Raw genomic sequence first — 24,134 nt, forward strand, 5'->3', positions numbered from 1 at the left:
CAAGACGCGGGGCGGCGGCTGGCGCCGTGCGGTGCTGCGGCGCGGCGGCGGCCCTGGCGCGCTCCGGGGGCGCCCGGGGCGGGGCACGGGCGTTGCGGGCGCGCGGCCCGGGCTCGCCCGTCCGCTACCAGACCCCGGCCACGGGCAGGCCGCATTCGGGGCAGTGGCCGCGCGCCGGGCCGTGGGAGAGCACGTTGTCCTGCACCGCAAAGCCCGCGCGGCGCAGCAGCACGGCGCCGCAGCCCGGGCAGCGGGTGGACTCGGCGTCGTGGCCGGGCACGTTGCCGGGGTAGACGAAGCGCAGCCCGGCCTCGTGGCCCAGGCGCCAGGCGCGCTCCAGGGTGGCCAGCGGCGTGGCGGGCACCCCGCGCAGGCGGTGGTCCGGGTGGAAGCGCGACACGTGCCAGGGCACGTCGGGCCCCAGCTCCGTGGCGATGAACCCGGCCATGGCCGCCAGCTCGGCATCGGAGTCGTTGAGCCCGGGGATGACCAGGGTGGTCACCTCCAGCCACCAGCCCAGGGCCTTGATGCGGCGCAGGGTGTCCAGCACCGGGGCCAGGCGTGCGCCGCAGATTTCGCGGTAGAACTCCTCGGAGAAGGCCTTGAGGTCGATGTTGGCGGCCTGGACCAGCGGGCCCAGGGCCTCCAGGCACTCCGGGCTCATGAAGCCGTTGGAGACCAGGATGTTGTCCAGCCCCTGGGCCCGGGTCAGCTCCGCCGTGGCCTGGACCAGCTCGAAGAACACCGTGGGCTCGGAATAGGTATAGGACAGGCTGGCGCAGCCGTGGTCGCGCGCGGCGCGCACCAGGGCGGCGGGGTCGGCGGGTCGGCCCTGCACGGGCTCGCCCGCGCGCGGCGGCTGGGAGAGGGAAAAATTCTGGCAGAAGGTGCAACTCATGGTGCAGCCCATGGTCGCCAGGCTGAGGGTCGTGGTGCCGGGGCGGAAGTGGAACAGGGGCTTTTTCTCCACCGGGTCCACGGCCAGGGCCGCCACGCGGTCGGCCACCAGGGTGAACAGCGCGCCGCCGTCGTTGACGCGCACGCCGCACTGGCCCCGCCCGCCGTCGGCCAGCACGCAGTAATGGCTGCACAGGCGGCACTGGACCTTGCCGCCCGCCAGGGGCTTCCAGAGCTTGGCCGGGTGCATGTCTCCTCCCTGGGCCCGGGCCGGGGTCACTTTTTCCTGGGCGGCCAGCGCACCTCGGGGCGGACCTCCACGGGGGGCACCTGGTACTCGGGCTGCTCGGGCCGGGGCGCGGGGCCCACGCGCATGACGTTGTTCCCGGTTTCCGGGTCGCGGCCGATCTGGATGTTTTCGCCGCCGGTGCCGAAAGATTTGGGCGGCCTGTCCGGGGCCGTGGCGTTGCCCGCCTGGGCCTGGGCCGGGGCCAGGGCCAGCCCCAGGGCCAGGGCCGCCGCCAGGGCCCGCAAGCGCCCGCCGGAGGGGAATAAGCCGTGATTGTTCATGAAAAATACTCCCTTGAAGAACGGGCCCGAAACCCTTATAACCCACCCCTCGACGACCCGTTGACCGGATTTCCTATGCAAGGAGCGTTCCCCATGACCGACAGGAGCAAGGCCTACACCGAAGCCGGGGTGGACATCGGCGCGGGCAACGCCTTCGTCTCGCGCATCAAGAGCATGGTCGCCTCGACCTTCACCGGCGGTGTGATCACCGACATCGGCGGGTTCGGCGGCCTGTTCAAGCTCGACACCTCGGCCATGGAGGAGCCCGTGCTGGTGGCGTCCACCGACGGCGTGGGCACCAAGCTCAAGCTGGCCTTCGAGTATGATGTCCACGACACCATCGGTATCGACCTGGTGGCCATGAGTGTCAACGATATTCTGGTCCAGGGCGCCAAGCCGTTGTTCTTCCTTGATTATTTTGCAACGGGCAAGCTGGACGTGGAGCGCGCGGCCAAGGTGCTCGAAGGCGTGGTCGAGGGCTGCAAGCAGGCCGAATGCGCGCTTTTGGGCGGCGAAACCGCCGAGATGCCCGACTTCTACGCCCCTGGCGAATACGACCTGTCCGGTTTTTGCGTCGGCGTGGTGGACAACGCGCGCATCGTGGACGGCTCGGCGGTGCGCCCGGGCGACAAGCTGGTGGGCCTGGCCTCCTCGGGGGTCCACTCCAACGGCTACTCCCTGGTGCGCAAGCTGGCCGCCGCCGCCGGGCTCAAGGGCTCGGACACCTTCCCCGGCCAGGAGGCCACCGTGGCCGAGACGCTGCTGGCACCGACCAAGATCTACGTCGCCACCGTGCGCGCGCTGATGCGCGAGATCGAGGTGCGCGGCATGTGCCACGTCACGGGCGGCGGGTTCTACGACAACATCCCGCGCGTGCTGCCCCGGGGCGTGGCGGCGCATATCGACTTCGGCTCGTGGGGCATGCCCCCGGTCTTCCCCTGGCTGCGCGAGGCCGGGAACATGACCTGGCCGGAGATGCTCCAGATCTTCAACTGCGGCATCGGCTACATCCTCATCGTACCCGAGGACGCGGCCCTGGACGTGGTCTCCCGCGCCGAGGGCATGCAGGAGCGGGCCTGGGTCATCGGCACGGTGGAGCGCATGACCAAGGACGACACCGAGCAGGTGGTGGTCCACTTCCCCGAAACCTGCTAGCGCGCCGGGCGCTGCCCCGCGCACGCGCGAAAAGCCCCGGGAGGTCCGCCTCCCGGGGCTTTTTCGCGCCGTCTCCGTGCGCCACCGGGCGCGCCGGGGGGGCTTCAGGGCGCTTCGGGCCCCTGGGGCGCTTTCCGGTCGCCCAGGTACGGGTTGAAGTAGCCAAACCCCAGGTCCGGGCAGGTCTTTTTCAGGCGCTTCTTGAAGTTGGCCAGGCCCATGCTCGGGCCGCTGACGAAGGGCGCGGCCAGCTCCAGGTACAGCTCGGGGTCGAGGTTCAGGTTGCGCAGCTGCACGAAGTCCACGCGCAGCTCCTGGCACCAGGCCGCCAGGCGGTCCAGCTCGGCCTCGGTGTCGGTGACGCCGGGGAAGAACAGCAGGTTCAGGGACACGAACAGCCCGTGGACCTTGGCCTGCTCCACGGTCTGGCGCACGGCCTCCAGCCCGGCGTAGCCCTGGGGCCGGTAGTAGGCGGCGTAGAGCCCGGGGTCGGCGCTGTTCATGGACACGCGGATGGAGTCCACCCCCGCGCGGGCCAGGGGCTCCATGGCCTCGGGCAGGCTGGCGTTGGTGTTCACGTTTACCGTGCCGCGCCCGCCGCCTGCGCGGAAGCGGGCCACGGCCTCGGCGATGGTCCGGGCCTCGGTCAGCGGCTCGCCCTCGCAGCCCTGGCCGAAGGAGTACACCGGGCAGCGGCGTTCGCGCCGGGCGTGCTCGGCCATGACTTCGACGACCTCCGCCGGGCTGGGCCGGAACGCGATGCGGCCCTGGGGCGCGGGGAAGCCCGAGTCCTCGGGCTGGTGGGAGATGCAGCCCAGGCAGCGGGCGTTGCAGGCCTGGGCCGTGGGCAGCGGGGCCTCGAAGCGGCCCAGGGCCAGGTTCTTGGCCGCCGGGCAGCAGTAGGTCAGGGCGCAGCGGCCCAGGTGGGCCACCAGCCTGTTTTTCGGGAATTTGACCAGCAGGTTGCGCGCGCCCTGGGCGATGCGCTCCTGGGGGATGCCGCTGAACACCTGGCGGCGGTCCTCGTCCACCTTCTTGGCGCAGACCCAGAAGCGGCCCTCGGCGAAGCCCACGGCGGCGTAGGCCATGAGCGGCAGGCGCGGGGCGCCTGCGTCGGTGGCGTAGGCGGCGACGCCCGTCACCGTGTGCGCCGGGCAGACGAAGGCGGCCACGGCGTTTTCCTCCAGGGCCAGGGCCTGCCCGGTCTCGGGGTCCATGCCCACGGCGCGGCGCCCGGGCAGCAGGAACACGTCGCTGCCCTCGGGCAGGGGGGTCAGGTCCTGGGGCCGGGGCAGGGCCAGCTCGTCGCCCCGGCGGCAGAGCAGCAGCAGGTCCGGGTCGTCGTAGATGGTGCCCTTCGCGTCGGCAAACAGCAGCCGGGGCTGGACTTTGGTGCCGGTGGACATGGCTCCTCCGTGCGGCGGTGAAGGCGCGGGGCCCAAAGCAAAGGGCGGGCCTGCAAAGCGCAAGCCCGCCCGGAAGAGCACCGCGTGAGGACCGGTTCTAGCGCTTGGAGTACTGGAACCTGGCGCGGGCGCCGCGCTGGCCGTACTTCTTGCGCTCCTTCTTGCGGGCGTCGCGCGTGACCAGCCCGGCACGCTTCAGGGAGGGGCGCAGGCCGCCGTCGAACTCCATGAGGGCGCGGGTGATGCCGTGGCGCACGGCCTGGGCCTGGCCGGCGATGCCGCCGCCGTCCACGTTGATCTTGATGTCGAACTTGCCCATGGTCTTGGTCAGGTTCAGGGGCTGGCGGATGATCATCTGCAGGGTGGCCCGGGGGAAATACTCCTCGTAGGGCCGACCGTTGACGATGATGCGGCCCGTGCCGCCCTGGTAGATACGGGTCCGGGCCACGGAGGTCTTCCGCTTGCCGGTGCCGTAGAAGAATTCGCTCATTGTCTCACTCCTTCGCGGTGCGTGCTAGATGTCGAGCTGCTTGGGGTTCTGCGCACCGTGGGGGTGCTCGGAGCCCGCGTAGACCTTCAGCTTCTTGAGCATGGCCCGGCCGATGCGGTTCTTGGGCAGCATGCCGCGCACGGCCTTGCGGATGACTTCCTCGGGCTTGGTGGCCAGCAGGTCCTTGAGGGTGACCTCGTGGATGCCGCCGACGTAGCCGGAGTAGCTGTAGTATTTCTTCTGGGCCAGCTTGGCGCCGGTGACCTTGATCTTCTCGGCGTTGACCACCACGACGAAGTCGCCGGTGTCCATGTGCGGGGCGAACTCAGGCTTGTGCTTGCCGCGCAGCCGCACGGCAATTTCGGTGGCCAGGCGGCCCAGGATCTTGTCCTGCGCATCGACCACCAACCACTCGCGGGCGACCTCGCCCTGCTTCGGACTATATGTCTTCATGGAAAGCTCCTCAGGTCAAAAAGTCGGAACAAAGCTCCTTAAGAGCTTTCCTCCCGGCTGTCAATCAAAATTGCACTGCGCGAAACGTAACAGGGACCGGAAACCTACCTGAAACTTTTTGGCTTGTGAAGCCCCTTTTCCGTGCTTTTCGCACCCGGGCCCCGCGCGGGCGGCCCGGATGGCCCGGCGGCCCGCGCGGGCCTTGAGCTTTGCCCGGCGCCGGGATAGGGTGGGCCCATACCGGGAGCCGCCATGACGATTATCCGCAAGAGCCTGCTGCAATTCATCTTCTCCGGCACGACCATGAAGCGCTGGAACGACAAGCTGCGCCCCGTGGAGCTTCTGGAAGTGGACAAGCAGGCCCACAAGATGATGGCCGCCTGGATGCTCTTCATGCTCAACGCGCGCGGGCTGGACCCCGTCGCCCGCCGCGAGTTGGGCGACGCCGTGGTCGAGGGCGGGCTGTACGACTACTTCTACCGCCTGGTGATCACCGACATCAAGCCGCCGATATTCTACAAGATCAAGGAAAACCCCGAGCACTACCGCCAGCTCACGGCCTGGGTGCTGGATCAGCTCGAACCCCTGCTGCTGCCCGTGGGCCGCGAGTTCTGGGACCGCTTCCGGGCCCGGCTGTCGCAGCCCCCGGGCGCTGCCGGGCTGGCCGGGCGCATCCTCGACGCCGCGCACCTGTACGCGTCGAGCTGGGAGTTCAACCTCATCAAGGACCTCGGCCCCTGGGACGACGAAAAGGCCGGTATCGAGCAGTCCTTCACCGACGGCCTGCGCCGCTTCGAGGATCTGGCGGGCGTGTCCGAGCTCATGGCCGGGCCGCAGTCCGTGCTGGGGCGCTTCGCCCACCTGTGCGGGCAGCTGCGCTTCCAGACGCGCTGGTCGCAGACCCCGCGCATCCCCGAAACCTCGGTCCTGGGCCACCTGTTCATCGTCGCCGCCTACGCCTGGTTCCTGAGCCTGGCCGTGGGCGCCTGCCCGGCGCGCCGCCAGAACAACTTCTTCGCCGGGCTGTTCCACGACCTGCCCGAGGTGCTGACCCGCGACATCATCTCGCCGGTCAAGAAATCCGTGCGCACCATCGGCGACCTCATCCGCCAGTACGAGGACAGCGAGCTGGAGCGGCGGGTCTACGGGCCGCTGGAAGCCGGGGGCTTCGCCGACCTCTCCGCGCGCCTGGGCTATTTCCTGGGCCGCGAGACGGGCTCGGAGTTCCAGGCCGTGGTGGTGCGCGCCGGGGCGGTGCGCGCCGTGGGCTGGGAGGAGCTTCAGGGCCCCGGCAACCGCGACGACCAGGACCCCAAGGACGGCGAACTGCTCAAGGTCTGCGACAGTCTGGCGGCCTTCGTGGAGGCCTATTCGGCCCTGCGCAACGGCATCTCGTCGGACCAGCTCCAGCAGGCCGTGTGGCGCCTGCGCCAGCACTACCAGACCTACGCCCTGGGCGACGAGCTGCACGTGGGCGCCCTGCTGGCCGACTTCGACTAGGGCGGCGCCGGGCTTGGCGCCCGGTTGCCCCTGGCGGGCGGGGGGAAATGCCGGGCCCTGCGCCTTCGGCCCTCCCGGCCCCGCGTCCGGCCTCCGCCCTGGCCCCGCCCGCGACCCTCCCGCCTGCCTCCCGCGTCCGGCAAGTCCCCTCTTTTTTTGACCTTGCGCCGGGATGGGTGTATAAATGGAAATCCTGCCGCCCGTTCCGTGAGGAGGTGCCGCCGTGAAAGTGACCGTCTGGGGCTGCCGCGGGTCGCTGCCCGTGTCCACCACCGCCCCGACCATCCGCCGCAAGGTCGCCAAGGCCTTGCGGGCCGCCGCGCGCAAAAGCCTCGGCCCCGGCGCCGACGTGGAAGCCTTCATCGACTCCGAGTTGCCGTTTTCCGTCCACGGCTCCTACGGCTCCAACACCTGCTGCGTGCAGGTGGACGGCGGCGGCGAGGCCACCGTCATCGTGGACTGCGGCTCGGGCCTGCGCGACCTGGGCAACGCCGTGATCTCCACGCGTGGCCCCTCGGGCGGGCGTTACGACTTCCTCATGACCCACCTGCACTGGGACCACCTCATGGGCTTCCCGTTCTTCACCCCGGCCTACGTGCCCGGCAACGTCATCCGCTTCCACGGCTGCCACGAGGCCATGGAGCGCGCCCTGCGCACCCAGCAGTCGCCGCCGTTCTTCCCCGTGGGCTTCGACGACCTGGGCGCGGACATCGCCTTCAATACCCTGATCCCGGGCCGGACCACCGAGATCGGCGGCATGGCCGTGACGCCCTTCGCCCAGAACCACCCCGGCGGCTCCTACGGCTACCGCTTCGAGGCCGCTGGCAAATGCTTCGTCATGTCCACCGACAGCGAACACCGCGAGGACGCCGAGGCCGACGACTACCCCTTCCTGGAGCATGTGCGCGGCGCGGACCTCATGATCTTCGACGCCCAGTACACCTTCCAGGCCGCCAGCACGAGCAAGAAGGACTGGGGCCATTCGTCCAACATCGTCGGCGTGGAGCTGGCCAAGCGCGCCGGGGTGCGCGCCCTGTGCCTCTTCCACCAGGAGCCAACCCTGGACGACGCCTCCATCGAGGCCTTCCACGACGAGACGCGGCGCTACGCCGGGCTGTTCATGCCCGAAACGCCCCTGGAGGTGCTCATGGCCTACGACGGCATGGTCGTCGAGGTCTGAGCCGCAACACCCTCACCCCTCCCGGCCCCGGGCCGGACAAGGAGACGCCATGCATCTGGCCGAGACCGACCTGGGCGAAACCCTGCTCATCCTCAATTTCGCCTCGCGGATGCTCACCGCAGCGTCGGACCGCGACATGGTCACCGACATGGCCCTGGAAACCCTGGCCGACTTCGCCGCCGCCCCGCGCGTGGCGCTGTGGACCCTGGCCCCCGACGGCGCCAGCCTGAGCCTGGACCGGGTGTTTTCCGGCAACGCCTCCTCCCGGCCCGCCCTGACCGTGCCCGTGGCGGGCGGCGCCTTCGAACGCGTGTTCACCGAAAAGCGCGACATGGCCTTCGCCCCGCTGCCCGGCGCCCCGGCCCCGCTGCCCGCCGGGCCCGAACCTGGCCAGGGCTGCCTCGTGCTGCCCGTGGTCGCCTCCAGCGGGCTGATCCTGGGCGCCCTGAGCCTGGAAACCGCCGCCCCCGCCCCCGAAACCCTGGCCTCCCTGCGCCTTTTGGCCACCGTGCTGGCCGTGAGCCTGGACAACGCCCGGCTCTTCGAGCTGGCCATGGTCGATGGCCTGACCGGGCTGTACATGCGCCGCTTCTACGACGCGCGCATGGCCGAGGAACTGGCCGCCCTGCGCCCCGGGGGCAGCGCCTGCCTCGTGGTCTTCGACATCGACCACTTCAAGCGCGTCAACGACACCTGGGGCCACGCCACCGGCGACATGGTCCTGCGCGAATTCGCCCACGTCGTGCGCCAGGGCGTGCGCCGCGGGCACGACCTCGCCTGCCGCTACGGCGGCGAGGAGTTCACCCTTATCATGCCCGCCACCGATGCCGCCCGGGCCCTGGAAATCGTCGAGGGCGTGCGCCACGCGGCCTCGGCCCTGGCCTTCCCGGGCATCGAGCCGCCCCTGCGCATCACCGTCAGCGCGGGCATCGCCCAGGCCGACGGCCCCGGACACACCGCCGAAAGCCTCTTCGCCCGCGCCGACACCGCCCTCTACGCCGCCAAGGAGGGCGGGCGCGACCGCGCCGTGGTCGCCAAGTAGCGCCCGCGCCTGGGCGCTGCGCACGGCGTTGCCGGGGCGCTGCCCCGGACCCCGGCTGGGGGGCGCCGCCCCCCAGCACCCCCCGCAAGGGGGCAATGCCCCCTTGACCCCGCACGCCGCCCCGGGGCCGCGCGGCAAAGCCCGCGCGGCCCCGGGGCGGGGGGGGGGGCAACGGGTGGGGATTGCGGCAGAAAACATCGGGCCGGATTCCTCGCGGGGAATCCGGCCCGGGCGTTTTCGGGGCGCGGGGAGGGGGCGCTATTCTCGTTGCCCGGCGGATTGCGCACGACGGCGGTCGGAGATGGCCTGCGCGGGGAACTCCGCCCCGGCGCCGCCGTCGGCGCGGCAGGTGCATGTCGAGCTCAACGTGCCGTCGCAGCAGACCACCCGCCCGTTCTGGCAGCCGCAGACACCTTTATGCCACGAGCAGCAGCCCCGCTGGGCAAGCGGGCCCTCGCCCGGGGGCAGGCCCTGGATGCCCCCGGGCCCGAAAGCGGAAACAGGGACGGGCTCGGTCGCCAGGGCCGGGCCGGACAGCGCAAGCAGCAGGATCAAGACCGCGACGCCGGTTTTCATGGCGTTCCTCCTGGCAGCGGAAGAGTCTTGGTCTTGACTCGCGTAGCAGATATTTTGCGGAAGTGGAAGGCGGGGGCAAAAACGGGCCTTGCCCTGGCAGCGGCACCCGGGATGGGCGCAATGCAGGCGGGCCCCGGCCATTCCTGGCCGGGGCCCGCCCGCACGTTGATGCGCCGCAACGCGGCTAGTCGAAGAACTTGTCGATGGCGTTCTGGTCCATCTTGTCCTGCTTCTGGTCCGGGTCGGGCTGGGGGGTGGCGGGGGCTTCGGGGGCGGGCTGGGCCGGGGCCTGGGGGGAGACCTCCTTGCCCACGGCCACGGCCTGGGAGCGCACGAAGCAGATTTCCACCACCAGGTCGCCGTCGGGCGTGGTGAAGGGGATGGTCAGGATGGGCCCCGAGGCCGGGTGCGCCACGCGCAGGCCCTTGCCGATGACCACCGAGGGCGTCGAGGCCCGGAAGTTCAGGCCCATGGTGGACAGGTTCTGGCGCGCCTGGCCGGAGATCATGTTCGTCAGCTCGCCCACGGCGTCGGCGATGTCGTTGTTCAGCTCGGTGTATTCCTCGCCGATCATGTTGCTGACGATGCGCAGGATGGCGCCCTTGGACAGCGACAGGGCGATGGTGCCCTCGGCGTGGCCGGTGATGCCGATGAGCCCGGTCACGTCGCACTGGGCCGTGCGCCGGGTGTTAATGTACGGACGCCCGGGCGTGGCCGAGACCATGGCCATGGTGGAAAGCACGTTGATGACGGCTTCCAGGAAGGGGTTGATGAACGCGACGTCGTACTTGATGGCCATGGCAGCCTGGGCTTTCCTGTTGAGAGGCGGCTGGCGGGCCCGGCCCGGAACGGGGAGCGGCTCGGGGGGCAGGGACCGGTGCGCCCGCCGGGCGGCGGGCGCATCAATTCATAGACGCTCGGCGGCCCGAAGGCAAGCCCGGAACAGGTGCCTGGCCTAGAGGAAGGTCTCCAGGACTTCCTCGATGTGCAGGTCGTACAGCTCCATGAGCGGCTCGATGGTCTCCGGCGACAGCTTCAAAAGCTCCCAGGCCCCGGGGCTGACCCCGGGCAGCACGAACTTGCCCCCCGCCGGAATCTCGGCGGCGTTGGCCATGTTGTCGGCCACCTGGACGACGGCGGCGTCCAGCGGGGAGGGCGCCTCCATGGGCGAGTGGTGGTGGCGCACCAGGGCGGTCATCTCCGGGGGGAAGTTCCAGGCCGCAAGCAGCGTCTGGCCGACCTCGGTGTGGTCGTAGCCGAACACCTCGCCCTCGGCGTCCACCACGGGCAGCATGTTCGACCGGGCGTGCAGCAGGGCCTGGGTCGAGGCGTAGGGCAGCTTCTTGAACAGGATGAGCCGCCCCACGTCGTGCAGCAGCCCGGCGGTGAACAGCCGCTCCACGCCCGCCCCGCGCACGCGCGAGGCCAGCAGCTTGGAGAAGATGCCCACGCTGATGGAGTGCTTCCAGAAGGTGCGCATGTCCATCAGCTCGGGCGGGATGTCCTTGAAAAAGTTGATGGTCGAGATGCCCAGGGCCAGGTTGGAGACCTCCTTGACGCCCAGCAGCGACACGGCGTGGGGCACGGAGTCGATGCGCTCGGCAAAGCCGTAGAGCGGGCTGTTCACCAGCTTGAGCAGCTTGGCCGTCAGCGCCACGTCGGTGCCCACGACCCGGGCCACGTCGTCCGCCGAGCTGGTGGGCCTGTCCAGCTCTTCGCGCAGCCGGAAGTACACGTCGGGGAAGGAGGCGATCTTGGTTTCGGCGTCCACTATCTCCCGGGGGCCGCCCTGCTGCTCCTGGTAGAACATGTCGCGCAGGTGTTCGACGTTGCGCGGCATGAGCTGGTCGATGGTCGGGAAGGTCCAGCCCGCCCGCAGCGCGGCCAGGGTACGGGCCACGGTCACGCGGTACAGGGCGACCATGGCTTCGTGGTCCGGGTCCACGTAGAGGAAGAAACCGCGAACGTAGCTTTCGGCTTCGGGGAAATCCGCGGCCCTGGTGTCGATCTGGTACACGCCTGCCCTCCGTATCTGTGTGGCGCGGCCTTGGCCGGCCTGTGCTGCCCTGTGCCCCGCTCGGGGCGCCCCCGCCCGCCGGGCGGTCCTAGCCCTTGATGTAGGCGATGCCGCCCGGCTTGAACACGGGCCGGAACGCCGTGGACAGCTTGTGGATGCTTTCCGAATGCCCCAGGAACAGGTGCCCGCCGGGCAGGAGATTGTCGTAGAACGCCGAGATAACCTGCTTTTTCATGGGGTCGTCGAAGTAGATGATCACGTTGCGGCAGAACACGATCTGCGAGGGCGGCACGCGCCGGGTCTGGGCGCGGTCCGAGAGGTTGATGGGCCCGAAGCTGACCAGCTTCTGGACCTTGGACTTGATCTGGAACTCGCCGCCGCCCACGTCGTCGAAATATTTGGTGATCATGCCCCGGGGCGTGGTGCGCAGGGCGTAGTCTCCGTAGACCCCCCGGCGGCACTTTTCCAGCATGGCCGGGGACAGGTCGTTGGCCGTGATGCGGATGCGCCAGCCGATGATGGACATGCCCAGCACCTCGTGCAGCAGGATGGCCAGGGTGTAGGGCTCCTCGCCCGACGAGCACCCGGCGGACCAGATGGACAGCTCCTTGCGCCCGGCCTTCTCCTGGGCTTCCAGGGCCTCGCGCAGGATATGGTCCTTGAACATGGTCAGCTGCTTGATGTCGCGGAAGAAGCTCGTCTCGTTGGTGGTGATGCGCTCGCACAGCGCGTCCATTTCCTTGGTCCGGTTGGCGTCCAGGCGCAGGTAGTCGTAGTAGTCCTTGAACGAGGCGAGGTTGAGCTCCTGCAGGCGGGTGCCCAGACGGTTCTCCAGCAGGTACTTGCGCTTCTCCGGAATGCTGATGCCCGTTTTGGCATAAATGAAGTCGCGCAGCTGCGCGAACTCGGCATCGCTGATCTTCGGCTGCTTGCGCAGGGTGAGCGAACTGCCCAGAACTCCCATGGATGTCTCTCCTTCCCGACGGACGCGGTGATCCAACAAGACCCAGGCTAGCAGATTTGCGCGGCCTGGGGAAGCCCGGCCATGAAAAAAGCCCTGCCTGTGCGGGGGGGGGGGGGGCGCGCAGGCAGGGCGGGGCGGGGCCGGGGGGCGGCCCCCGAGGGGGATTTCTGGCGGGCTAGCGCCGGGCGGCCACGGCGGCGGGGGCGGGCAGGGGTGCGTCCGCCGGGGCGGCCTGCGGCTGGCGCGCCCGGCGCGCCGGGCGCGGCGCCCAGCGCAGCAGCAGGGTGGAGTTGAGGACCACCAGCACCGAGCCCACGTTGTGCACCAGGGCCCCGGCCACCGGACCCATGAGCCCCAGCATGGACAGGGCGGTGGCCACGAAGTTCAGGGCCATGGCCATGGTCATGTTGATGTGGATGGTGCGCATCATGCGCCGGGCCAGGGCGACGGTCTGCGGGATGGCCGTGATGTCGTCGCCCACCAGAGCGATGTCCGCCGCGTCCACGGCGATGTCGCTGCCGATGCCGCCCATGGCGATGCCCACGTGGGCCCGGCGCAGGGCCGGGGCGTCGTTGACCCCGTCGCCGACCATAGCCACGGGCTGGCCGTTTTGCTGGTACAGGTCGATGAGGGCCAGCTTGTCTTCGGGCAGACAGCGGGCGTGCAGCTCCAGGATGCCCGCCTGGGCCGCGACGTGCCGGGCGGCCTCTTCGTGGTCGCCGGTGAGCAGCACCGTGGACAGGCCCAGGGCACCCGCCTCGCGGACCATGGCCGGGGCCGCCTCGCGCAGGGCGTCGGCCAGGGCGATGAACCCTGCCGCCTGGCCGTCCATGGCGACGAAGATGAGCGTGGCGCCTTCCTGGACGTGGTCTTCGGCTTCGCGGGCCAGGGCCGGGGGCAGGGCCACGCCGTGGTCGGCCAGCAGCGCGGCGTTGCCCGCCAGGACCTGCGCCCCGTCCACCGTGGCCAGCACGCCCCTGCCGGGCAGCATGGTGAAGGCCTGGGGCTCGCGGGGCGCGCCGGGGCCGGTGGCGCGGTAGTGGGCCAGCACGGCCCGGCCCAGGGGGTGCTCCGAGCGCAGCTCCGCCGCGGCGGCCAGGGCCAGCAGGGCCTGTGGCTCCAGGCCCGGGGCGATGCTGCGCACCGCCGCCACCTGCGGCCTGCCGTGGGTCAGGGTGCCGGTCTTGTCCAGGCACAGCCGCCGCACCCCGGCCAGGCGCTCCAGGGCGTCGCCCTGGCGCACCAGCACGCCCCGGCGCGTGGAGTTGCCGATGGCGGCCATGATAGCCGTGGGCGTGGCCAGCACCAGGGCGCAGGGGCAAAAGACCACCAGGATGGTCACGGCGCGGATGACCTCGCCGGTGACGAGCCAGGTGCCCACGGCGCAGGCCAGGGCCCCGGCCACGATCCAGGTCGCCCAGCGGTCGGCCACGCCCACGATGCGCGCCTTGCCTGCGTCGGCGGATTCCACCAGGCGGATCATGCGTTGCAGCGAGCTGTCCTGCCCGACCTTCACGGCGCGCATCTCGAAGGCGCCGAACTGGTTGACCGTGCCGCTGAACACCTCGTCGCCGGGTTCCTTGTCCACGGGCAGGGATTCGCCGGTCATCACCGACTGGTCGATGGCCGTCTGCCCGGAAAGGATCACGCCGTCCACGGCCACGGCCTCGCCGGGCAGCACGCGCAGCACCTGGCCCACGCGGACCTCGTCGGCGGGCACGGTGCGCTCGGCGCCGCCCTCGACCACGCGCGCCGTGCGCGGGGTCAGGCGCACCAGGCGCTCGATGCCCGCGCGGGCCTTGGCCACGGTGCGCTCTTCCAGCAGGGCGCCGATCTGCATGATGAAGGCGATTTCCCCGGCGGCGAAGACCTCGCCGATGGCCACCGCCGCGATGAGCGCCAGGGACACCAGCACGTCGGCCTTGATGTCGAATTCTGTGATCAGCCCTTCGGCGGCCCCCTTGACGATGGGCGCGCCGCACAGCACCACGGCGATCCAGGCCGGGTCCACGGGCAGCATCGCCCCGGCCAGGAAGCTGGCCCCCAGGGCCAGGCCGGAGAGGGTCAGCAGCAGGAAATCCAGGCGGTTTGCCTCCATGAGTGAGGCGAGCAGGCGTTGCACGGCGGGTTCCTCCTTGGTTCTAGATACCCATGGGGGGTATAGGTATTCCAGGGGGCCGGGGCCTGTCAACGCCAAAAAAAGGCCGCCCCGGAAACAGGGCGGCCTGGGTCTGATGCGCAGCGTCAAATGCAGTGAGCCAGCCGTGTCAGCCGCGCCGCCTGCGTCGGTCACACCAGCCGTGCCGCGCCGGGCCTGGCACCCGGCTACGACAGCCGCGAGAAATGCTCCACGGCCTTGGCGAAGCGGGCGATGGTCTTGTCGGCGTCGCCGTGCTCGATGCCGTCGCGCACGCAGTGGGTCAGGTGGCCTTCGAGGATGATCTGCCCGACCTTGTGCAGGGCGCTTTTGGCGGCGTTGACCTGGATCAGGATGTCCTCGCAGGGCACGTCCTGGTCGATCATCTTGCCGATGGCGGTGATCTGTCCGCTTATTTTATTCAGCCTGCGGTGCAGGTTGTCGGAATCCATACACTGGCGCATGGGCGGCCCTCCGTGGCTGGTGGTTCCCCTGGGGTACCCAAGGGGGGTATGGGCGAGGCTTGGCCCGGGGCGCGCGCGCTGTCAAGGGAAACTTCGCCCCGCTCCGCCGGGCCGGGGCGGTTTTGCTCCTGACCCTTCCGCCGCCTGTCCGCGTGCGCCGTGTGCTCCGGGCCGGAGGACATCCCCCCGGCCCGCCTCCGGCCCGGGGGGCTCTTGAAATCCTGGACGTTTTGCGTATCACTGGAAGGCTCCGGCACGAACCCAGGCCCACAAGGAGGCCCTATGCCCGCGAGTCCCGCCGTCGCCGCCGTCCATTCCGCCCTCCGGCAGGTGCGCGCCGCGCGCCCCCTGGTGCACAACATCACCAACTTCGTGGTCATGAACACCACGGCCAACGCCCTGTTGGCTCTGGGGGCCTCGCCCGTCATGGCCCACGCCCCCGAAGAGGTGGAGGAGCTGGTCGGGCTGGCCGGGGCCCTGGTGCTCAACATCGGCACCCTGAGCGGCCCGTGGGTGGAGAGCATGCTCCTGGCCGGGCGTGCGGCGGGCGAGCGCGGCGTCCCGGTGGTCCTGGACCCCGTGGGCGCCGGAGCCTCGCACCTGCGCACGGCCACCAGCCTGGACCTGCTGCGCGAGACGCGCCCGGCCATCCTGCGGGCCAACGCCTCGGAGGTCCTGGCCGTGGCCGGGGCCCTGGGCGCGGTGGACTCCCGGCGCCTGGGCGCGGCCCTGGCCGCCGCCGGGGGCTCCACGCGCGGGGTGGACAGCGCCCACTCGGGCCAGGGCGTGGAGGATGTGGCCCGGGCCGTGGCCCAGGCCGCCGGTTGCGTGGTGGTGGTCAGCGGCGCGGTGGACATCGTGGCCGATGCGCGCCGCGCGGTGGCCGTCTTTGGCGGCAGCGACCTCATGCCCCTGGTCACGGGCATGGGCTGCACGGCCACGGCCCTGGCGGGAGCCTTCGCCGCCGTGGTGCCCGACGCCTTCGAAGCCGCCGTGGCGGCCATGGCCGTGATGGGCGCCGCCGGGGCCGTGGCCGCCGCCCGCGCCCAGGGCCCCGGCACCCTGCAACTGCATTTCCTGGACGCCCTGCACGCCCTGGACCGCGAGGACCTGGAGGCCCACGTGGCCGTGGAGCCGCTGTGACGCGCCCGGTGCCGGACTACGGGGTCTACCTCGTCACCGACGCGGGCCAGTGCGGCGTGCGGGGCGTGGCCCGGACGGCGCGCCTGGCCGTGGCCGGGGGCGCGAGCGTGGTCCAGCTGCGCGAGAAGACCCTGGGCACGCGGGCCTTCGTGGCCCTGGCCCGCGAGGTGCTGGCCGCCCTGGCGGGCAGCGGGGCGCTCGTGCTGGTCAACGACCGGGTGGACGTGGCCCTGGCCGCCGGGGCCCACGGGGTCCACGTGGGCCAGGGCGACATGCACCCCGGCGACGCCCGGCGCCTGCTGGGGCCGGACGCGATCATCGGCCTGTCGGTGGAGACCATGGCCCAGGCCGGGGCCGCCGAGGCGCTGGACGTGGACTATTACGGCGTGAGCCCCGTGTTCGCCACGCCGACCAAGACCGACACCGGCCCGGCCTGGGGCCTGGAGGGCCTGGCCCGGCTGCGCGCCGCCACGGCCCGGCCCCTGGTGGCCATCGGCGGCATCGGCCCGGCCAACGCGGCGGGCGTGCTGCGCGCCGGGGCCGACGGGCTGGCCGTGGTGTCGGCCATCTGCCGTGCGCCCGACCCCGGGCGCGCGGCCGCAGATTTGCGCGCCGCCGTGCAGGCGGTGCGCTGAACCGCCGCTCCCGCACGGCGCAACCAGAACCTTCCTCCCGAAGGAGCCTTGGCTGATGTCACTTCCCTTTGCCGCACGGATGGGCTCCGTGCACCGCTCGTTCATCCGCGAGATCCTCAAGGTCACCGCCGACCCCGAGGTCATCTCTTTCGCCGGGGGCCTGCCCAACCCCGGCCTGTTCCCCATGCGCGAGCTGGCCGAGGCCGCCGCGCAGGTCATCGGCCAGGAGGGCCGCTCCACCCTGCAATATTCCACCACCGAGGGCCACGCGCCCCTGCGCGAGTGGATCGCCGCGCGCTACCGCGAGCGCAAGGGCCTGGACGTGGGCGCCGACGACATCCTGGTCACCACCGGCTCCCAGCAGGCCCTGGACCTGATGGGCAAGGTGCTCATCGACAAGGGCGACCGCGTGCTCATGGAGGCCCCGGGCTACCTGGGGGCCATCCAGGCCTTCTCGGTGTTCCAGCCCGAGTTCCGCACCGTGCCGCTGGAAGACGACGGGCCGGACCTGGAAGTGCTGGCGCGCGAGCTGGCGGGCGGGGTCAAGGCCTTCTACGCCGTGACCAACTTCCAGAACCCCTCGGGCCTGACCTACGGTCCGGCCAAGCGCCGCGCCGTGGCCGACCTGCTGGCAGGCACGGACGTCTTCTTCGCCGAGGACGACCCCTACGGCGAGCTGCGCTTCGAGGGCCAGGACCAGCCCCCGGTCTACGCCCTGCGCCCGGAGAACAGCGTGCTCACCGGCTCGTTCTCCAAGGTCTGCGCCCCGGGCTTTCGCATCGGCTGGATCGTGGCCAGGGGCCCGCTGCGCGACGCCCTGGTGCGCGTCAAGCAGGCCAGCGACCTGCACACCAGCACCGTGACCCAGCGCATCGTGCACCGCTACCTGGAGACCAACGACCTGGACGCGCACATCGCGCGCATCCGCCAGTGCTACGGCGAGCAGTGCCGGGCCATGCAGGAGGCCGCCGCGCGCCACCTGCCCCCCGAGGTGCGCCTGACGCGCGCCGAGGGCGGCATGTTCCTGTGGGCGGTGATGCCCGAGGGCTATTCGTCCATGGAGCTGTTCGAGCGGGCCATCCGCTGCAAGGTGGCCTTCGTGCCCGGGCGGCCTTTCTACGTGGACGGCAGCGGCGACAACACCATGCGCCTGAACTACACCAACTCCGAGCCCGAGCGGATCGAGGAGGGCATGCGCCGCCTGGGGCGCTGCCTGGAGGAGTACCTCGCCGCGCGCGGCGGGGAGCGGGCCGCATGCGCCGCCCAGGCCCGGCCCTGACCCTGCGCCCGGGCCTGACCCTGCGCCCGGCCCGGCCTGGGGACCTGGACGCCCTGCACGCCCTGTGGCTGGACGCCGTGAGCGCCACCCACGGCTTCCTGTCCGGCGAGGACGTGGAGTTCTATTCGCGGCTGGTGCGCGAGGAGTACCTGCCCGCAGGCGGGCAGGTGGTGGCCCATGGCCCGGGCGGCGTGGTCCTGGGCTTCATGGGCCTGACCCGCGAGGATGGGCTGTGCGGCATTGATTCGCTGTTCGTGGCTCCGGCGTACCATCGCCAGGGCGTGGGCCGGGCCCTGGCGGAGTACGCCCTGCGCGGGTCGCGGCTCGTGCGCGTGGACGTCAACGAGCAGAACCCGGGCGCGCGGCGGTTCTACGCGGCCCTGGGCTTCGTGGAGCGCGGGCGCTCGGAGTGCGACTTCTGCGGGCGGCCCTACCCGCTGCTGCACCTGGAATACATGGCCCCGGGCGCGGGCTGACCCCCACCCTGGCCAGCAAACGGTAAAGCCCCCGGGCCGCAAGGCCCGGGGGCTTTTGTGCGCGCCGGGGGCGCCAGCGCCTACCCGCGCGCCAGGTGCGCGATGATCGCCCGGCAGAAGGCGGGCAGGTCGTCGGGCTTGCGGCTGGAGATCATGGTCCGGTCCACCACCACCTCGCGGTCCTCCCAGGTGGCGCCCGCGTTGACCAGATCGTCGCGGATGCCGGGGGTGGAGGTGCAGTGCATCCCGGCCATGATGCCCGCCGAGATGGGAATCCAGCCGCCGTGGCAGATGTGGGCCACCAGTTTCCCGGCCTGGAATATCTCGCGGGTCAGGGTTTTCACGGTGTCCAGGCGGCGCAGCTTGTCCGGCGCGAATCCGCCGGGCACCACCAGAAAATCGAAACCCGCAGCCGAGAGCCCGTCCAGGGCGGCGTCGCTCACGCAGGGGTAGCCGTGCTTGCCCGCGTAGGTCTTGCCCGCCACCGGGGCGGCCACGACCATCCTGGCCCCGGCCTCTTCCAGGCGCAGCTTGGGGTACCACAGCTCCAGGTCCTCGTACACGTCTTCCACGAACATCAGCCCGCGCAGGCCGTCCAGTTCCGCCATCGTCGCCTCCTTGCGCGCCCGGGGCGGGCGCGGTGTCGTGTCTGGCCGTCCAGTGTAGGGGAGGGCGGCCCCGCGCGCAAGCCCGGCGCGGCGGGCGGCGCGGGCACGCCGGTGCTGCGCCGGGAGCGGCCCGCGCCCGTGGGCGGCGCAAGGCGCGGTCCCGCGCTGCCCCGCGAACCCCGCCCGCCAGACAGGGGCGGCGCGCCGGGAGTTGCGCCCCGGCCCAAAGTCCCCTACATCGTTGGAAGCACGAACCGCGACGCGCCGCACGGCGGCGAAAGGAGCACCCCCATGCTGATGCGCAAGCGCGCCTGGGACATCATGCGCGACGATTTCACCTCCGTGGGCGAGGACGTGGGCTTCATGGAACTGATCCGCGCCCTGCGCCTGGGCGTGGAGGCCAACCCCGACAACCACATCGCCGTGGTCCAGGACTCCGACGGGGTCTTCAAGGGCGTGGTGACCATGTGGAACGTCATGCGCAAGCTGGAAGAATGCGTGTTCGGCGACGACACGCTGCTGGCGCTGACCGACCAGGACTGGGACCGGGCCTTCGCCCTGGCCTGCAAGGCCTGCGCGGGCAAGGGCATCGCCGGGCTGCTGGAGCCCAAGGTGCCCAGGGTCCAGCCCAACGACCCGCTGATCACCGTGGTGGCCGATTTCCTGCGCCACCGGCGCGGCTGGGCCCTGGTGTGCGACGGCGACAAGATCCTGGGCGTGATCTTCAAGGCCGACATCTTCAAGGAAGTCAGCCGCGACGTGCTGGCGCAGATGAAGTAGCCGTGCCGGACCACGACGCGGCGGCCACGGCGGCCCTGCTGCCCTATCCGGCCCTGGCCGAGGCCATCGCCGCGACCCTGGCCGACGCCGCGCAGGGGCTGGCCACGGCCCCGGAGCGCATCCACCACCCCCTGCCCGGGGGCGGCACGCTGCTGGTCATGCCTGCGGCGGACCAGCGCGTGGCGGTGAACAAGCTGGTCACGGTCTGCCCGGGCAATCCCGCGCGCGGCCTGCCCCTGCTGCTGGGCGCCGTGACCGTGCTCGACGCGGCCACGGGCCGCTGCCTGGGCGTGCTCGACGGGCCCACGGTCACGGCGCGGCGCACGGCGGCCCTGTCGCTCCTGGCGGCGCGGACCCTGGCGCCGCAGCCCGGGGGCGCGCTGCTGGTGCTGGGCGCCGGGGCCCAGGCCCGGGCGCATCTGGAGGCCCTGCGCGAGGGCCTGGGCACGCGCCGGGCGCTGATCTGCTCGCGCACTCCGGCCCGCGCCGAGGCCCTGGCGGCCCACGCCCGCAGCCTGGGCATGCAGGCCGCCGCCGTGGCCGACCCCGCCCGGGCCCTGGAAGAATGCGCGCTGGTGGTCACGGCCACCAGCAGCCGGACCCCGGTGCTGCACGGGCCGCTGCGTCCCGACGCCTTCGTGGCCGCCGTGGGCGCCTTCAAGGCCGATATGGCCGAGGTGGCTCCGGAGGTGGTGCGCGCCTGCCGGGTGTTCGTGGACACGGCCCCGGGCTGCGCCGCCGAGGGCGGCGACCTGCTCCTGGCCGGGCTGGACCCCGCGCGGGACTGCACGCCCCTGGCCGCAGCCCTGGGCGCGCCGCGTCCGGCGCACGGGCCGGTGCTGTTCAAGAGCGTGGGCCACGCCCTGTTCGACCTGGCCGCCGGGCGGCTGGCCCTGGGCCACGCGGCGGGGGGCTGAGGCCGGGGCGGCTGGCGGGCCTACAGGGCCACCAGCTCCATGCGGCCCCAGGCGGCCACGCGCTCCCCGGCCTGGGCGAACAGGCCGTCCAGCCCGAAGCGGCGGCCCAGCTCGGCCAGCCCGGGCAGGTCGCGCGCGGTGCGGATGTGGTTGCACAGGGCCGTGGCGGCGGCGTCGGCCAGGCTGGCGTCGCGGGCCCGGGCCACGGCCAGGTCGCCCTGGCCCAGGGACAGGGAATGCCCGATGCGCGCCGAGGAGGCGCACAGGGCGCAGGGGAAGTCTGCGGCAGGGATGCGCACGCCCAGGCGCGCGCCCCCGGCGGGATCGGCCAGGAGGCCCACCGTGCGCGCGCGGGTGGAGAACATGGCGATGTCGCCGCCGTTTTCAACAAGAATATCGGGGCTTTCCTGAACAAAGCGTTCGGCGACCATGCGCGCGATGGTTCCGGCCACGGCGGCCATGGGCCCCACGCCGCAGGCCGCCCCGGCCCGGGCCATGGCCTGGACGATCTGCGGCGCGCCCGGGGGCACGTCCACAGGCACCAGGCTCGGGCCGAAGGCCGGGTCCAGGGCCATGTAGGCCTTGAGCTGGCCGCGCAGCTCCGTGACCCAGGCCGCCACCTCGCGGGTCAGGTCCTTGCGGGCCACCACCCAGAGGTCCGTCTGCTCCACCACCACCTGGAAGGCCACTTCCCCGCCCGAGGGCGCCAGGGCGCCGCGGTAGCCGCGCGCCGTGCCCGTGTGCACGGCCTGGGGCCGCCGGGCCGGGCTCATGGCCGCTCCAGCATGTCGCGCACCAGGGCCCGGTAGGGCTCCAGGCCCGAGGCCACGTTGTGCGGCCAGGCGAAGGCCCCGGGGCGCGGGGCGGCGGCGGTGGCCTCGATGGCCCGGGCCAGGGCCTCGTGGTCGCCGGGGTCGGCCACCACGCGCTCGGGCGGCAAAAAGAAGCTCGACCCGTTGTCGCGGGACGAGACCACCCGCGTGCCGCAGGCCAGGGCCTCGACCACGGCGTTGGAGCAGGTGTCGTAGAACGAGGGCAGGCAGAACACGTCGCAGGCGCGGTACAGCGCGGCCATGTCCGCCACGCGGCCCAGGAAGACCACCCGGCCCCCCAGGCCCAGGGTCTCGGCCAGGGCCCGGAAGCGCCCGGGGTTGCGCCCCCCGGCCACATGCAGCACGGCGTCGCCGGGCAAGAGCGCCAGGGCGCGGATGAGCGGTTCCAGGCCCTTGAGGGCGAAGTTGGTGCCCGCCGTGGCGATGAGCAGGCGCTGGCCGTCCAGGCCCATGGCCCGGCGCAGGGCCGCGCGCCCGGCTTCGTCCACGGGCGAGAAGCGCGCCAGGTCGGGCCGGTTGTAGATCACGCGCAGGTCGCGTCCGGCCAGGAAGGGGTGGGCCTCCAGCAGCCAGTCGCGCACGCGGTGCGACACGGCCACGCACACGCGCTGGTTCTCCAGGGCCCGGCGCTCCAGGGCGCGGATGAGCGCGTTTTCCGGGGCCAGACGGCGGCGCAGCATCTTCCAGGCCCGGGGCAGGCCCGGGGCATAGGCCCGGGCGGACAGCTCCCAGAACTTGGCCAGCGGCCCGCCGCTCATGCGCAGCAGGTCCTGGCGGGGGGTCTTGCCCAGGCCGCACGTCAGGGCGTAGCCCCCGCGCCTGCGGGCGCGCTCGGCGGCAAAGGCGAACCAGGCGATCTTGGCCGCGCGGCCCAGGGGCGGGCGGCCCAGGGCCACCACGCGCACCCCGGGCGGCGCGGGGGTCTCCTGGCGGGCGCACAAAAAGTCCACTTCCAGCCCGTCTCCGGCCAGGGCCCCGGCCAGGCGGTGGGCAAAGCCCTCCACCCCGCCGTAGGTGGACAGCTTGGGCAGCATGAGGGCCACGCGGCTCACGGGCGGCCTCCGGAGTAGACGGCCAGGGTCCGGGCCAGGAAGTCCGCTCCCGAAAGGCCCGCGATGGTCCGGGCCTGTTCGGCGGCCAGGGCGGCGCGGTGGGCCGGGTCCGCCGCCGCGCGGGCGATGGCTGCGGCCATGGCGGGCACGTCGGCGGGCGGAAACAGCGCCCCGGGCCCGAGCAGGTCGGGCATGACGCCCACGGTGGTGCCCAGCAGCGGGCGGGCGCAGGCCATGATTTCCAGGGCCGCGCGGGCGATGGTCTCCGACCATTTGGAGGCCACCACGCCCAGGTCCATGGCCGAGATCACGGCGGCCACGTCGGGCCGCTGGCCGGTGATGACCGTGGCCTGGCCCAGCCCGGCGGCGTCGATCCAGCCCTGGACCTCGGCCTGGGTGGTGGCCGTCTCGAACCCGGCGAGCATGAGCCGCAGGCGCGCGCCCCCCGGGGCGCTCCGGGCCTGGGCCACGGCCTGGATCAGTTCGCGCTGGCCCTTGACCTCGTCGAAGCGGCCCAGCAGGCCGACCACGAAATCCTCCGGGCCCCAGCCGAACTGGGCGCGCACCCGCTCGCGGCCCTGGGGGTCGAAGGCGAAGCGCGCGCGGTCCACCCCGCCCAGGATCAGGTGCAGCCGGTCCGGCCCGATGCCGAAGGCGTCGCGGAAATGGGCGTGCATCACCGAGTTGGTGGCCACCACGGCGTCGGCGCAGCGGCAGTGCAGCCAGCGGTTGGCGGCGTTGTTGCGCGGCAGGCGCTGGTCGCCGCGCGTGCGCACCAGCCGGAAGGGCGCGCCCGCCGCGCGCATGGCGCCCCACAGCCAGAACGACTCGCCCCGGTGGCAGTTCACGGCGTCGGGGTGGAACTCGCGCACCAGGCGGCGCAGCTCGCGGGCCAGCCCGGCCAGCACCAGGGGGTTGGCGGAGTTGAGCGGCAGGGCGGCCACGGGCAGGCCCCAGGCCCGGGCCGTGTCCAGGGTCTCGGTGCCGGGCAGGGCCAGCACCAGCGTCTCGTGCCCGGCCTCGCGCAGCAGGCGGGCCAGGTACAGGGCGTACCACGAGGTGGCGTTGAACCAGCGGACGTTGGCGACCTGGATGATGCGCATGGGCCTGCCTAGTGCCATTGCACGGGAATTGCAAGGAGATCCGGCGGCGACGGGTTTTCGCCGCCCCGGCTCCCGGCTAGCGCACGCAGGTTTCGGACTTGACCACGGCTTCGGCCTTGATGCGGTCCAGCACTTCGGCCAGGGTGGCCTTGACGTTTTCGCGGAAGTCGCCGGCCACGACGATGAACAGCAGATCGTCGCCGGGCATCAGGCGGCCCGAGGCGGCCTCGGCCAGCACGCGCCAGATGCCCGGGCGGGCCTGGTATTCGCGGCACAGGGCGGCGATCCGCTCCCGGTCGGGCGTGACCTCGACGCAGGTGACCTGCGCGCCGTCGGCCCGCGAGGTGGCGCGTACCACCCCGTTGTGGACCAGGACCATGCCCACGTGGTCGCTGAATCCGGGTTCGGCCTTGAGCTTTGCGATGGTTGCTGTAATGTCCATGTGAACTCCTTCGCG

At 71.9% G+C, this 24,134-nt stretch carries 26 protein-coding genes; 10 read left to right on the forward strand and 16 right to left on the reverse strand.

The features are described 5' to 3' along the window. Positions 1-124: 124 nt before the first annotated feature. Both amrS and G495_RS0101860 read right to left on the reverse strand, forming a co-directional pair. The gene (gene amrS, locus G495_RS0101855; RefSeq protein ID WP_028586414.1) at positions 125-1,147 is read right to left on the reverse strand and encodes an AmmeMemoRadiSam system radical SAM enzyme; all 1,023 of its coding nucleotides are present in this window, start codon (positions 1,145-1,147) and stop codon (positions 125-127) included. A 26-nt stretch (positions 1,148-1,173) separates the two neighbouring features. After that, a complete protein-coding gene (locus G495_RS0101860) occupies positions 1,174-1,467 on the reverse strand; it encodes a hypothetical protein (protein WP_028586415.1) in 294 nt (97 codons plus the stop codon). 93 nt (positions 1,468-1,560) lie between these two features. Here G495_RS0101860 and purM point away from each other — a divergent pair, with 93 nt between their 5' ends. Beyond that, a complete protein-coding gene (gene purM / locus G495_RS0101865; protein ID WP_028586416.1) occupies positions 1,561-2,622 on the forward strand; it encodes a phosphoribosylformylglycinamidine cyclo-ligase in 1,062 nt (353 codons plus the stop codon). A 104-nt stretch (positions 2,623-2,726) separates the two neighbouring features. Here the strand turns inward: purM and G495_RS0101870 are convergent, their stop codons facing one another. The 3 genes from G495_RS0101870 to rplM all read right to left on the reverse strand — a co-directional run bounded on the left by G495_RS0101870 (position 2,727) and on the right by rplM (position 4,971). After that, a complete protein-coding gene (locus tag G495_RS0101870; RefSeq protein WP_028586417.1) occupies positions 2,727-4,028 on the reverse strand; it encodes a radical SAM family protein in 1,302 nt (433 codons plus the stop codon). A 97-nt stretch (positions 4,029-4,125) separates the two neighbouring features. Then, positions 4,126-4,518 (reverse strand): 30S ribosomal protein S9, encoded by a 393-nt coding sequence (gene rpsI, locus G495_RS0101875; protein ID WP_028586418.1) that lies wholly within the window; start codon positions 4,516-4,518, stop codon positions 4,126-4,128. Between the two features lie 24 nt (positions 4,519-4,542). Continuing rightward, positions 4,543-4,971 carry a 50S ribosomal protein L13 gene (rplM, locus tag G495_RS0101880; protein ID WP_028586419.1) on the reverse strand — a complete coding sequence of 143 codons (429 nt, stop codon included), beginning with the start codon at positions 4,969-4,971 and terminating at the stop codon, positions 4,543-4,545. Between the two features lie 252 nt (positions 4,972-5,223). Here rplM and G495_RS0101885 point away from each other — a divergent pair, with 252 nt between their 5' ends. The 3 genes from G495_RS0101885 (at position 5,224) to G495_RS20095 (ending at position 8,693) form a co-directional block, all read left to right on the forward strand. Beyond that, the gene (locus tag G495_RS0101885) at positions 5,224-6,471 is read left to right on the forward strand and encodes an HD domain-containing protein (RefSeq protein WP_028586420.1); all 1,248 of its coding nucleotides are present in this window, start codon (positions 5,224-5,226) and stop codon (positions 6,469-6,471) included. A gap of 223 nt (positions 6,472-6,694) precedes the next feature. Next, positions 6,695-7,651: an MBL fold metallo-hydrolase gene (locus G495_RS0101890; protein WP_028586421.1), complete on the forward strand. Its 957-nt coding sequence runs from the start codon at positions 6,695-6,697 to the stop codon at positions 7,649-7,651. Between the two features lie 49 nt (positions 7,652-7,700). Beyond that, entirely contained in the window at positions 7,701-8,693 is a 993-nt protein-coding gene (locus G495_RS20095) for a GGDEF domain-containing protein (RefSeq protein WP_051444966.1), read from the forward strand. Positions 8,694-8,951: 258 nt separating this feature from the next. On the opposite strand, the gene G495_RS17100 is transcribed toward G495_RS20095, so the two are convergent. The 6 genes from G495_RS17100 to G495_RS0101925 all read right to left on the reverse strand — a co-directional run bounded on the left by G495_RS17100 (position 8,952) and on the right by G495_RS0101925 (position 14,851). Beyond that, a complete protein-coding gene (locus G495_RS17100) occupies positions 8,952-9,269 on the reverse strand; it encodes a hypothetical protein (protein ID WP_035250463.1) in 318 nt (105 codons plus the stop codon). A gap of 184 nt (positions 9,270-9,453) precedes the next feature. Continuing rightward, on the reverse strand, positions 9,454-10,068 hold the full coding sequence (locus G495_RS17105) for a chemotaxis protein CheX (RefSeq protein WP_035250466.1): 615 nt from the start codon (positions 10,066-10,068) through the stop codon (positions 9,454-9,456). Between the two features lie 156 nt (positions 10,069-10,224). Continuing rightward, positions 10,225-11,286: an HDOD domain-containing protein gene (locus tag G495_RS17110; RefSeq protein ID WP_245588339.1), complete on the reverse strand. Its 1,062-nt coding sequence runs from the start codon at positions 11,284-11,286 to the stop codon at positions 10,225-10,227. Between the two features lie 88 nt (positions 11,287-11,374). After that, positions 11,375-12,250, reverse strand: coding sequence for a CheR family methyltransferase (locus G495_RS0101915; RefSeq protein WP_028586422.1), 876 nt, complete (start codon positions 12,248-12,250; stop codon positions 11,375-11,377). Between the two features lie 175 nt (positions 12,251-12,425). Then, on the reverse strand, positions 12,426-14,372 hold the full coding sequence (locus tag G495_RS17115) for a heavy metal translocating P-type ATPase (RefSeq protein WP_245588340.1): 1,947 nt from the start codon (positions 14,370-14,372) through the stop codon (positions 12,426-12,428). Positions 14,373-14,575: 203 nt separating this feature from the next. After that, entirely contained in the window at positions 14,576-14,851 is a 276-nt protein-coding gene (locus G495_RS0101925; protein WP_028586423.1) for a metal-sensing transcriptional repressor, read from the reverse strand. 282 nt (positions 14,852-15,133) lie between these two features. Between G495_RS0101925 and thiM the strand changes: the two genes are divergently transcribed. From thiM to G495_RS0101945, 4 genes are read left to right on the forward strand one after another with little or no spacing between them, the layout of a single operon-like run. Beyond that, on the forward strand, positions 15,134-15,994 hold the full coding sequence (gene thiM, locus G495_RS0101930) for a hydroxyethylthiazole kinase (RefSeq protein WP_028586424.1): 861 nt from the start codon (positions 15,134-15,136) through the stop codon (positions 15,992-15,994). Beyond that, positions 15,991-16,629 (forward strand): thiamine phosphate synthase, encoded by a 639-nt coding sequence (thiE, locus tag G495_RS0101935; protein WP_028586425.1) that lies wholly within the window; start codon positions 15,991-15,993, stop codon positions 16,627-16,629. Before thiM ends, thiE begins: the two co-directional genes overlap by 4 nt. A 55-nt stretch (positions 16,630-16,684) precedes the next feature. Next, positions 16,685-17,908, forward strand: coding sequence for an aminotransferase-like domain-containing protein (locus tag G495_RS17120; RefSeq protein WP_035250469.1), 1,224 nt, complete (start codon positions 16,685-16,687; stop codon positions 17,906-17,908). Beyond that, positions 17,884-18,384, forward strand: a complete 501-nt coding sequence (locus tag G495_RS0101945; RefSeq protein WP_028586426.1) for a GNAT family N-acetyltransferase — start codon at positions 17,884-17,886, stop codon at positions 18,382-18,384. The genes G495_RS17120 and G495_RS0101945 overlap by 25 nt, the downstream gene beginning before the upstream one ends. 80 nt (positions 18,385-18,464) lie before the next feature. Here G495_RS0101945 and G495_RS0101950 read toward each other — a convergent pair whose 3' ends face one another. Then, complete coding sequence (locus G495_RS0101950) at positions 18,465-18,992, reverse strand: type 1 glutamine amidotransferase domain-containing protein (protein ID WP_028586427.1); 528 nt, start codon at positions 18,990-18,992, stop codon at positions 18,465-18,467. A 291-nt stretch (positions 18,993-19,283) separates the two neighbouring features. Here G495_RS0101950 and G495_RS22335 point away from each other — a divergent pair, with 291 nt between their 5' ends. Together G495_RS22335 and G495_RS0101960 are read left to right on the forward strand one after the other, a co-directional pair. After that, entirely contained in the window at positions 19,284-19,772 is a 489-nt protein-coding gene (locus G495_RS22335) for a CBS domain-containing protein (protein ID WP_028586428.1), read from the forward strand. 2 nt (positions 19,773-19,774) lie between these two features. Next, the gene (locus G495_RS0101960; RefSeq protein ID WP_028586429.1) at positions 19,775-20,689 is read left to right on the forward strand and encodes a delta(1)-pyrroline-2-carboxylate reductase family protein; all 915 of its coding nucleotides are present in this window, start codon (positions 19,775-19,777) and stop codon (positions 20,687-20,689) included. 20 nt (positions 20,690-20,709) lie between these two features. Here the strand turns inward: G495_RS0101960 and G495_RS0101965 are convergent, their stop codons facing one another. From G495_RS0101965 to G495_RS0101980, 4 genes are all read right to left on the reverse strand, one after another. Continuing rightward, complete coding sequence (locus G495_RS0101965; protein WP_035250473.1) at positions 20,710-21,462, reverse strand: UPF0280 family protein; 753 nt, start codon at positions 21,460-21,462, stop codon at positions 20,710-20,712. Further along, positions 21,459-22,574, reverse strand: a complete 1,116-nt coding sequence (locus tag G495_RS0101970; protein ID WP_028586431.1) for a glycosyltransferase family 4 protein — start codon at positions 22,572-22,574, stop codon at positions 21,459-21,461. The genes G495_RS0101965 and G495_RS0101970 overlap by 4 nt, the downstream gene beginning before the upstream one ends. Next, positions 22,571-23,677 carry a glycosyltransferase gene (locus G495_RS0101975; RefSeq protein ID WP_028586432.1) on the reverse strand — a complete coding sequence of 369 codons (1,107 nt, stop codon included), beginning with the start codon at positions 23,675-23,677 and terminating at the stop codon, positions 22,571-22,573. Before G495_RS0101975 ends, G495_RS0101970 begins: the two co-directional genes overlap by 4 nt. A gap of 76 nt (positions 23,678-23,753) precedes the next feature. After that, on the reverse strand, positions 23,754-24,119 hold the full coding sequence (locus G495_RS0101980) for a molybdenum cofactor biosynthesis protein MoaE (RefSeq protein WP_028586433.1): 366 nt from the start codon (positions 24,117-24,119) through the stop codon (positions 23,754-23,756). Between the last annotated feature and the right edge of the window lie 15 nt (positions 24,120-24,134).

This window comes from Desulfocurvus vexinensis DSM 17965, from assembly GCF_000519125.1.
Taxonomy (GTDB): Bacteria; Desulfobacterota; Desulfovibrionia; order Desulfovibrionales; family Desulfovibrionaceae; genus Desulfocurvus; species Desulfocurvus vexinensis.

Excerpts from the sequence above, each read along its gene's own strand:
- amrS (WP_028586414.1), bottom strand. The coding sequence starts at position 1,147 with ATGCACCCGGCCAAGCTCTGGAAGCCCCTGGCGGGCGGCAAGGTCCAG.
- G495_RS0101860 (WP_028586415.1), bottom strand. The coding sequence starts at position 1,467 with ATGAACAATCACGGCTTATTCCCCTCCGGCGGGCGCTTGCGGGCCCTG.
- purM (WP_028586416.1), top strand. The coding sequence starts at position 1,561 with ATGACCGACAGGAGCAAGGCCTACACCGAAGCCGGGGTGGACATCGGC.
- G495_RS0101870 (WP_028586417.1), bottom strand. The coding sequence starts at position 4,028 with ATGTCCACCGGCACCAAAGTCCAGCCCCGGCTGCTGTTTGCCGACGCG.
- rpsI (WP_028586418.1), bottom strand. The coding sequence starts at position 4,518 with ATGAGCGAATTCTTCTACGGCACCGGCAAGCGGAAGACCTCCGTGGCC.
- rplM (WP_028586419.1), bottom strand. The coding sequence starts at position 4,971 with ATGAAGACATATAGTCCGAAGCAGGGCGAGGTCGCCCGCGAGTGGTTG.
- G495_RS0101885 (WP_028586420.1), top strand. The coding sequence starts at position 5,224 with ATGACGATTATCCGCAAGAGCCTGCTGCAATTCATCTTCTCCGGCACG.
- G495_RS20095 (WP_051444966.1), top strand. The coding sequence starts at position 7,701 with ATGCATCTGGCCGAGACCGACCTGGGCGAAACCCTGCTCATCCTCAAT.
- G495_RS17100 (WP_035250463.1), bottom strand. The coding sequence starts at position 9,269 with ATGAAAACCGGCGTCGCGGTCTTGATCCTGCTGCTTGCGCTGTCCGGC.
- G495_RS17105 (WP_035250466.1), bottom strand. The coding sequence starts at position 10,068 with ATGGCCATCAAGTACGACGTCGCGTTCATCAACCCCTTCCTGGAAGCC.
- G495_RS0101915 (WP_028586422.1), bottom strand. The coding sequence starts at position 12,250 with ATGGGAGTTCTGGGCAGTTCGCTCACCCTGCGCAAGCAGCCGAAGATC.
- G495_RS0101925 (WP_028586423.1), bottom strand. The coding sequence starts at position 14,851 with ATGCGCCAGTGTATGGATTCCGACAACCTGCACCGCAGGCTGAATAAA.
- thiM (WP_028586424.1), top strand. The coding sequence starts at position 15,134 with ATGCCCGCGAGTCCCGCCGTCGCCGCCGTCCATTCCGCCCTCCGGCAG.
- G495_RS17120 (WP_035250469.1), top strand. The coding sequence starts at position 16,685 with ATGTCACTTCCCTTTGCCGCACGGATGGGCTCCGTGCACCGCTCGTTC.
- G495_RS0101945 (WP_028586426.1), top strand. The coding sequence starts at position 17,884 with ATGCGCCGCCCAGGCCCGGCCCTGACCCTGCGCCCGGGCCTGACCCTG.
- G495_RS0101950 (WP_028586427.1), bottom strand. The coding sequence starts at position 18,992 with ATGGCGGAACTGGACGGCCTGCGCGGGCTGATGTTCGTGGAAGACGTG.
- G495_RS22335 (WP_028586428.1), top strand. The coding sequence starts at position 19,284 with ATGCTGATGCGCAAGCGCGCCTGGGACATCATGCGCGACGATTTCACC.
- G495_RS0101965 (WP_035250473.1), bottom strand. The coding sequence starts at position 21,462 with ATGAGCCCGGCCCGGCGGCCCCAGGCCGTGCACACGGGCACGGCGCGC.
- G495_RS0101975 (WP_028586432.1), bottom strand. The coding sequence starts at position 23,677 with ATGCGCATCATCCAGGTCGCCAACGTCCGCTGGTTCAACGCCACCTCG.
- G495_RS0101980 (WP_028586433.1), bottom strand. The coding sequence starts at position 24,119 with ATGGACATTACAGCAACCATCGCAAAGCTCAAGGCCGAACCCGGATTC.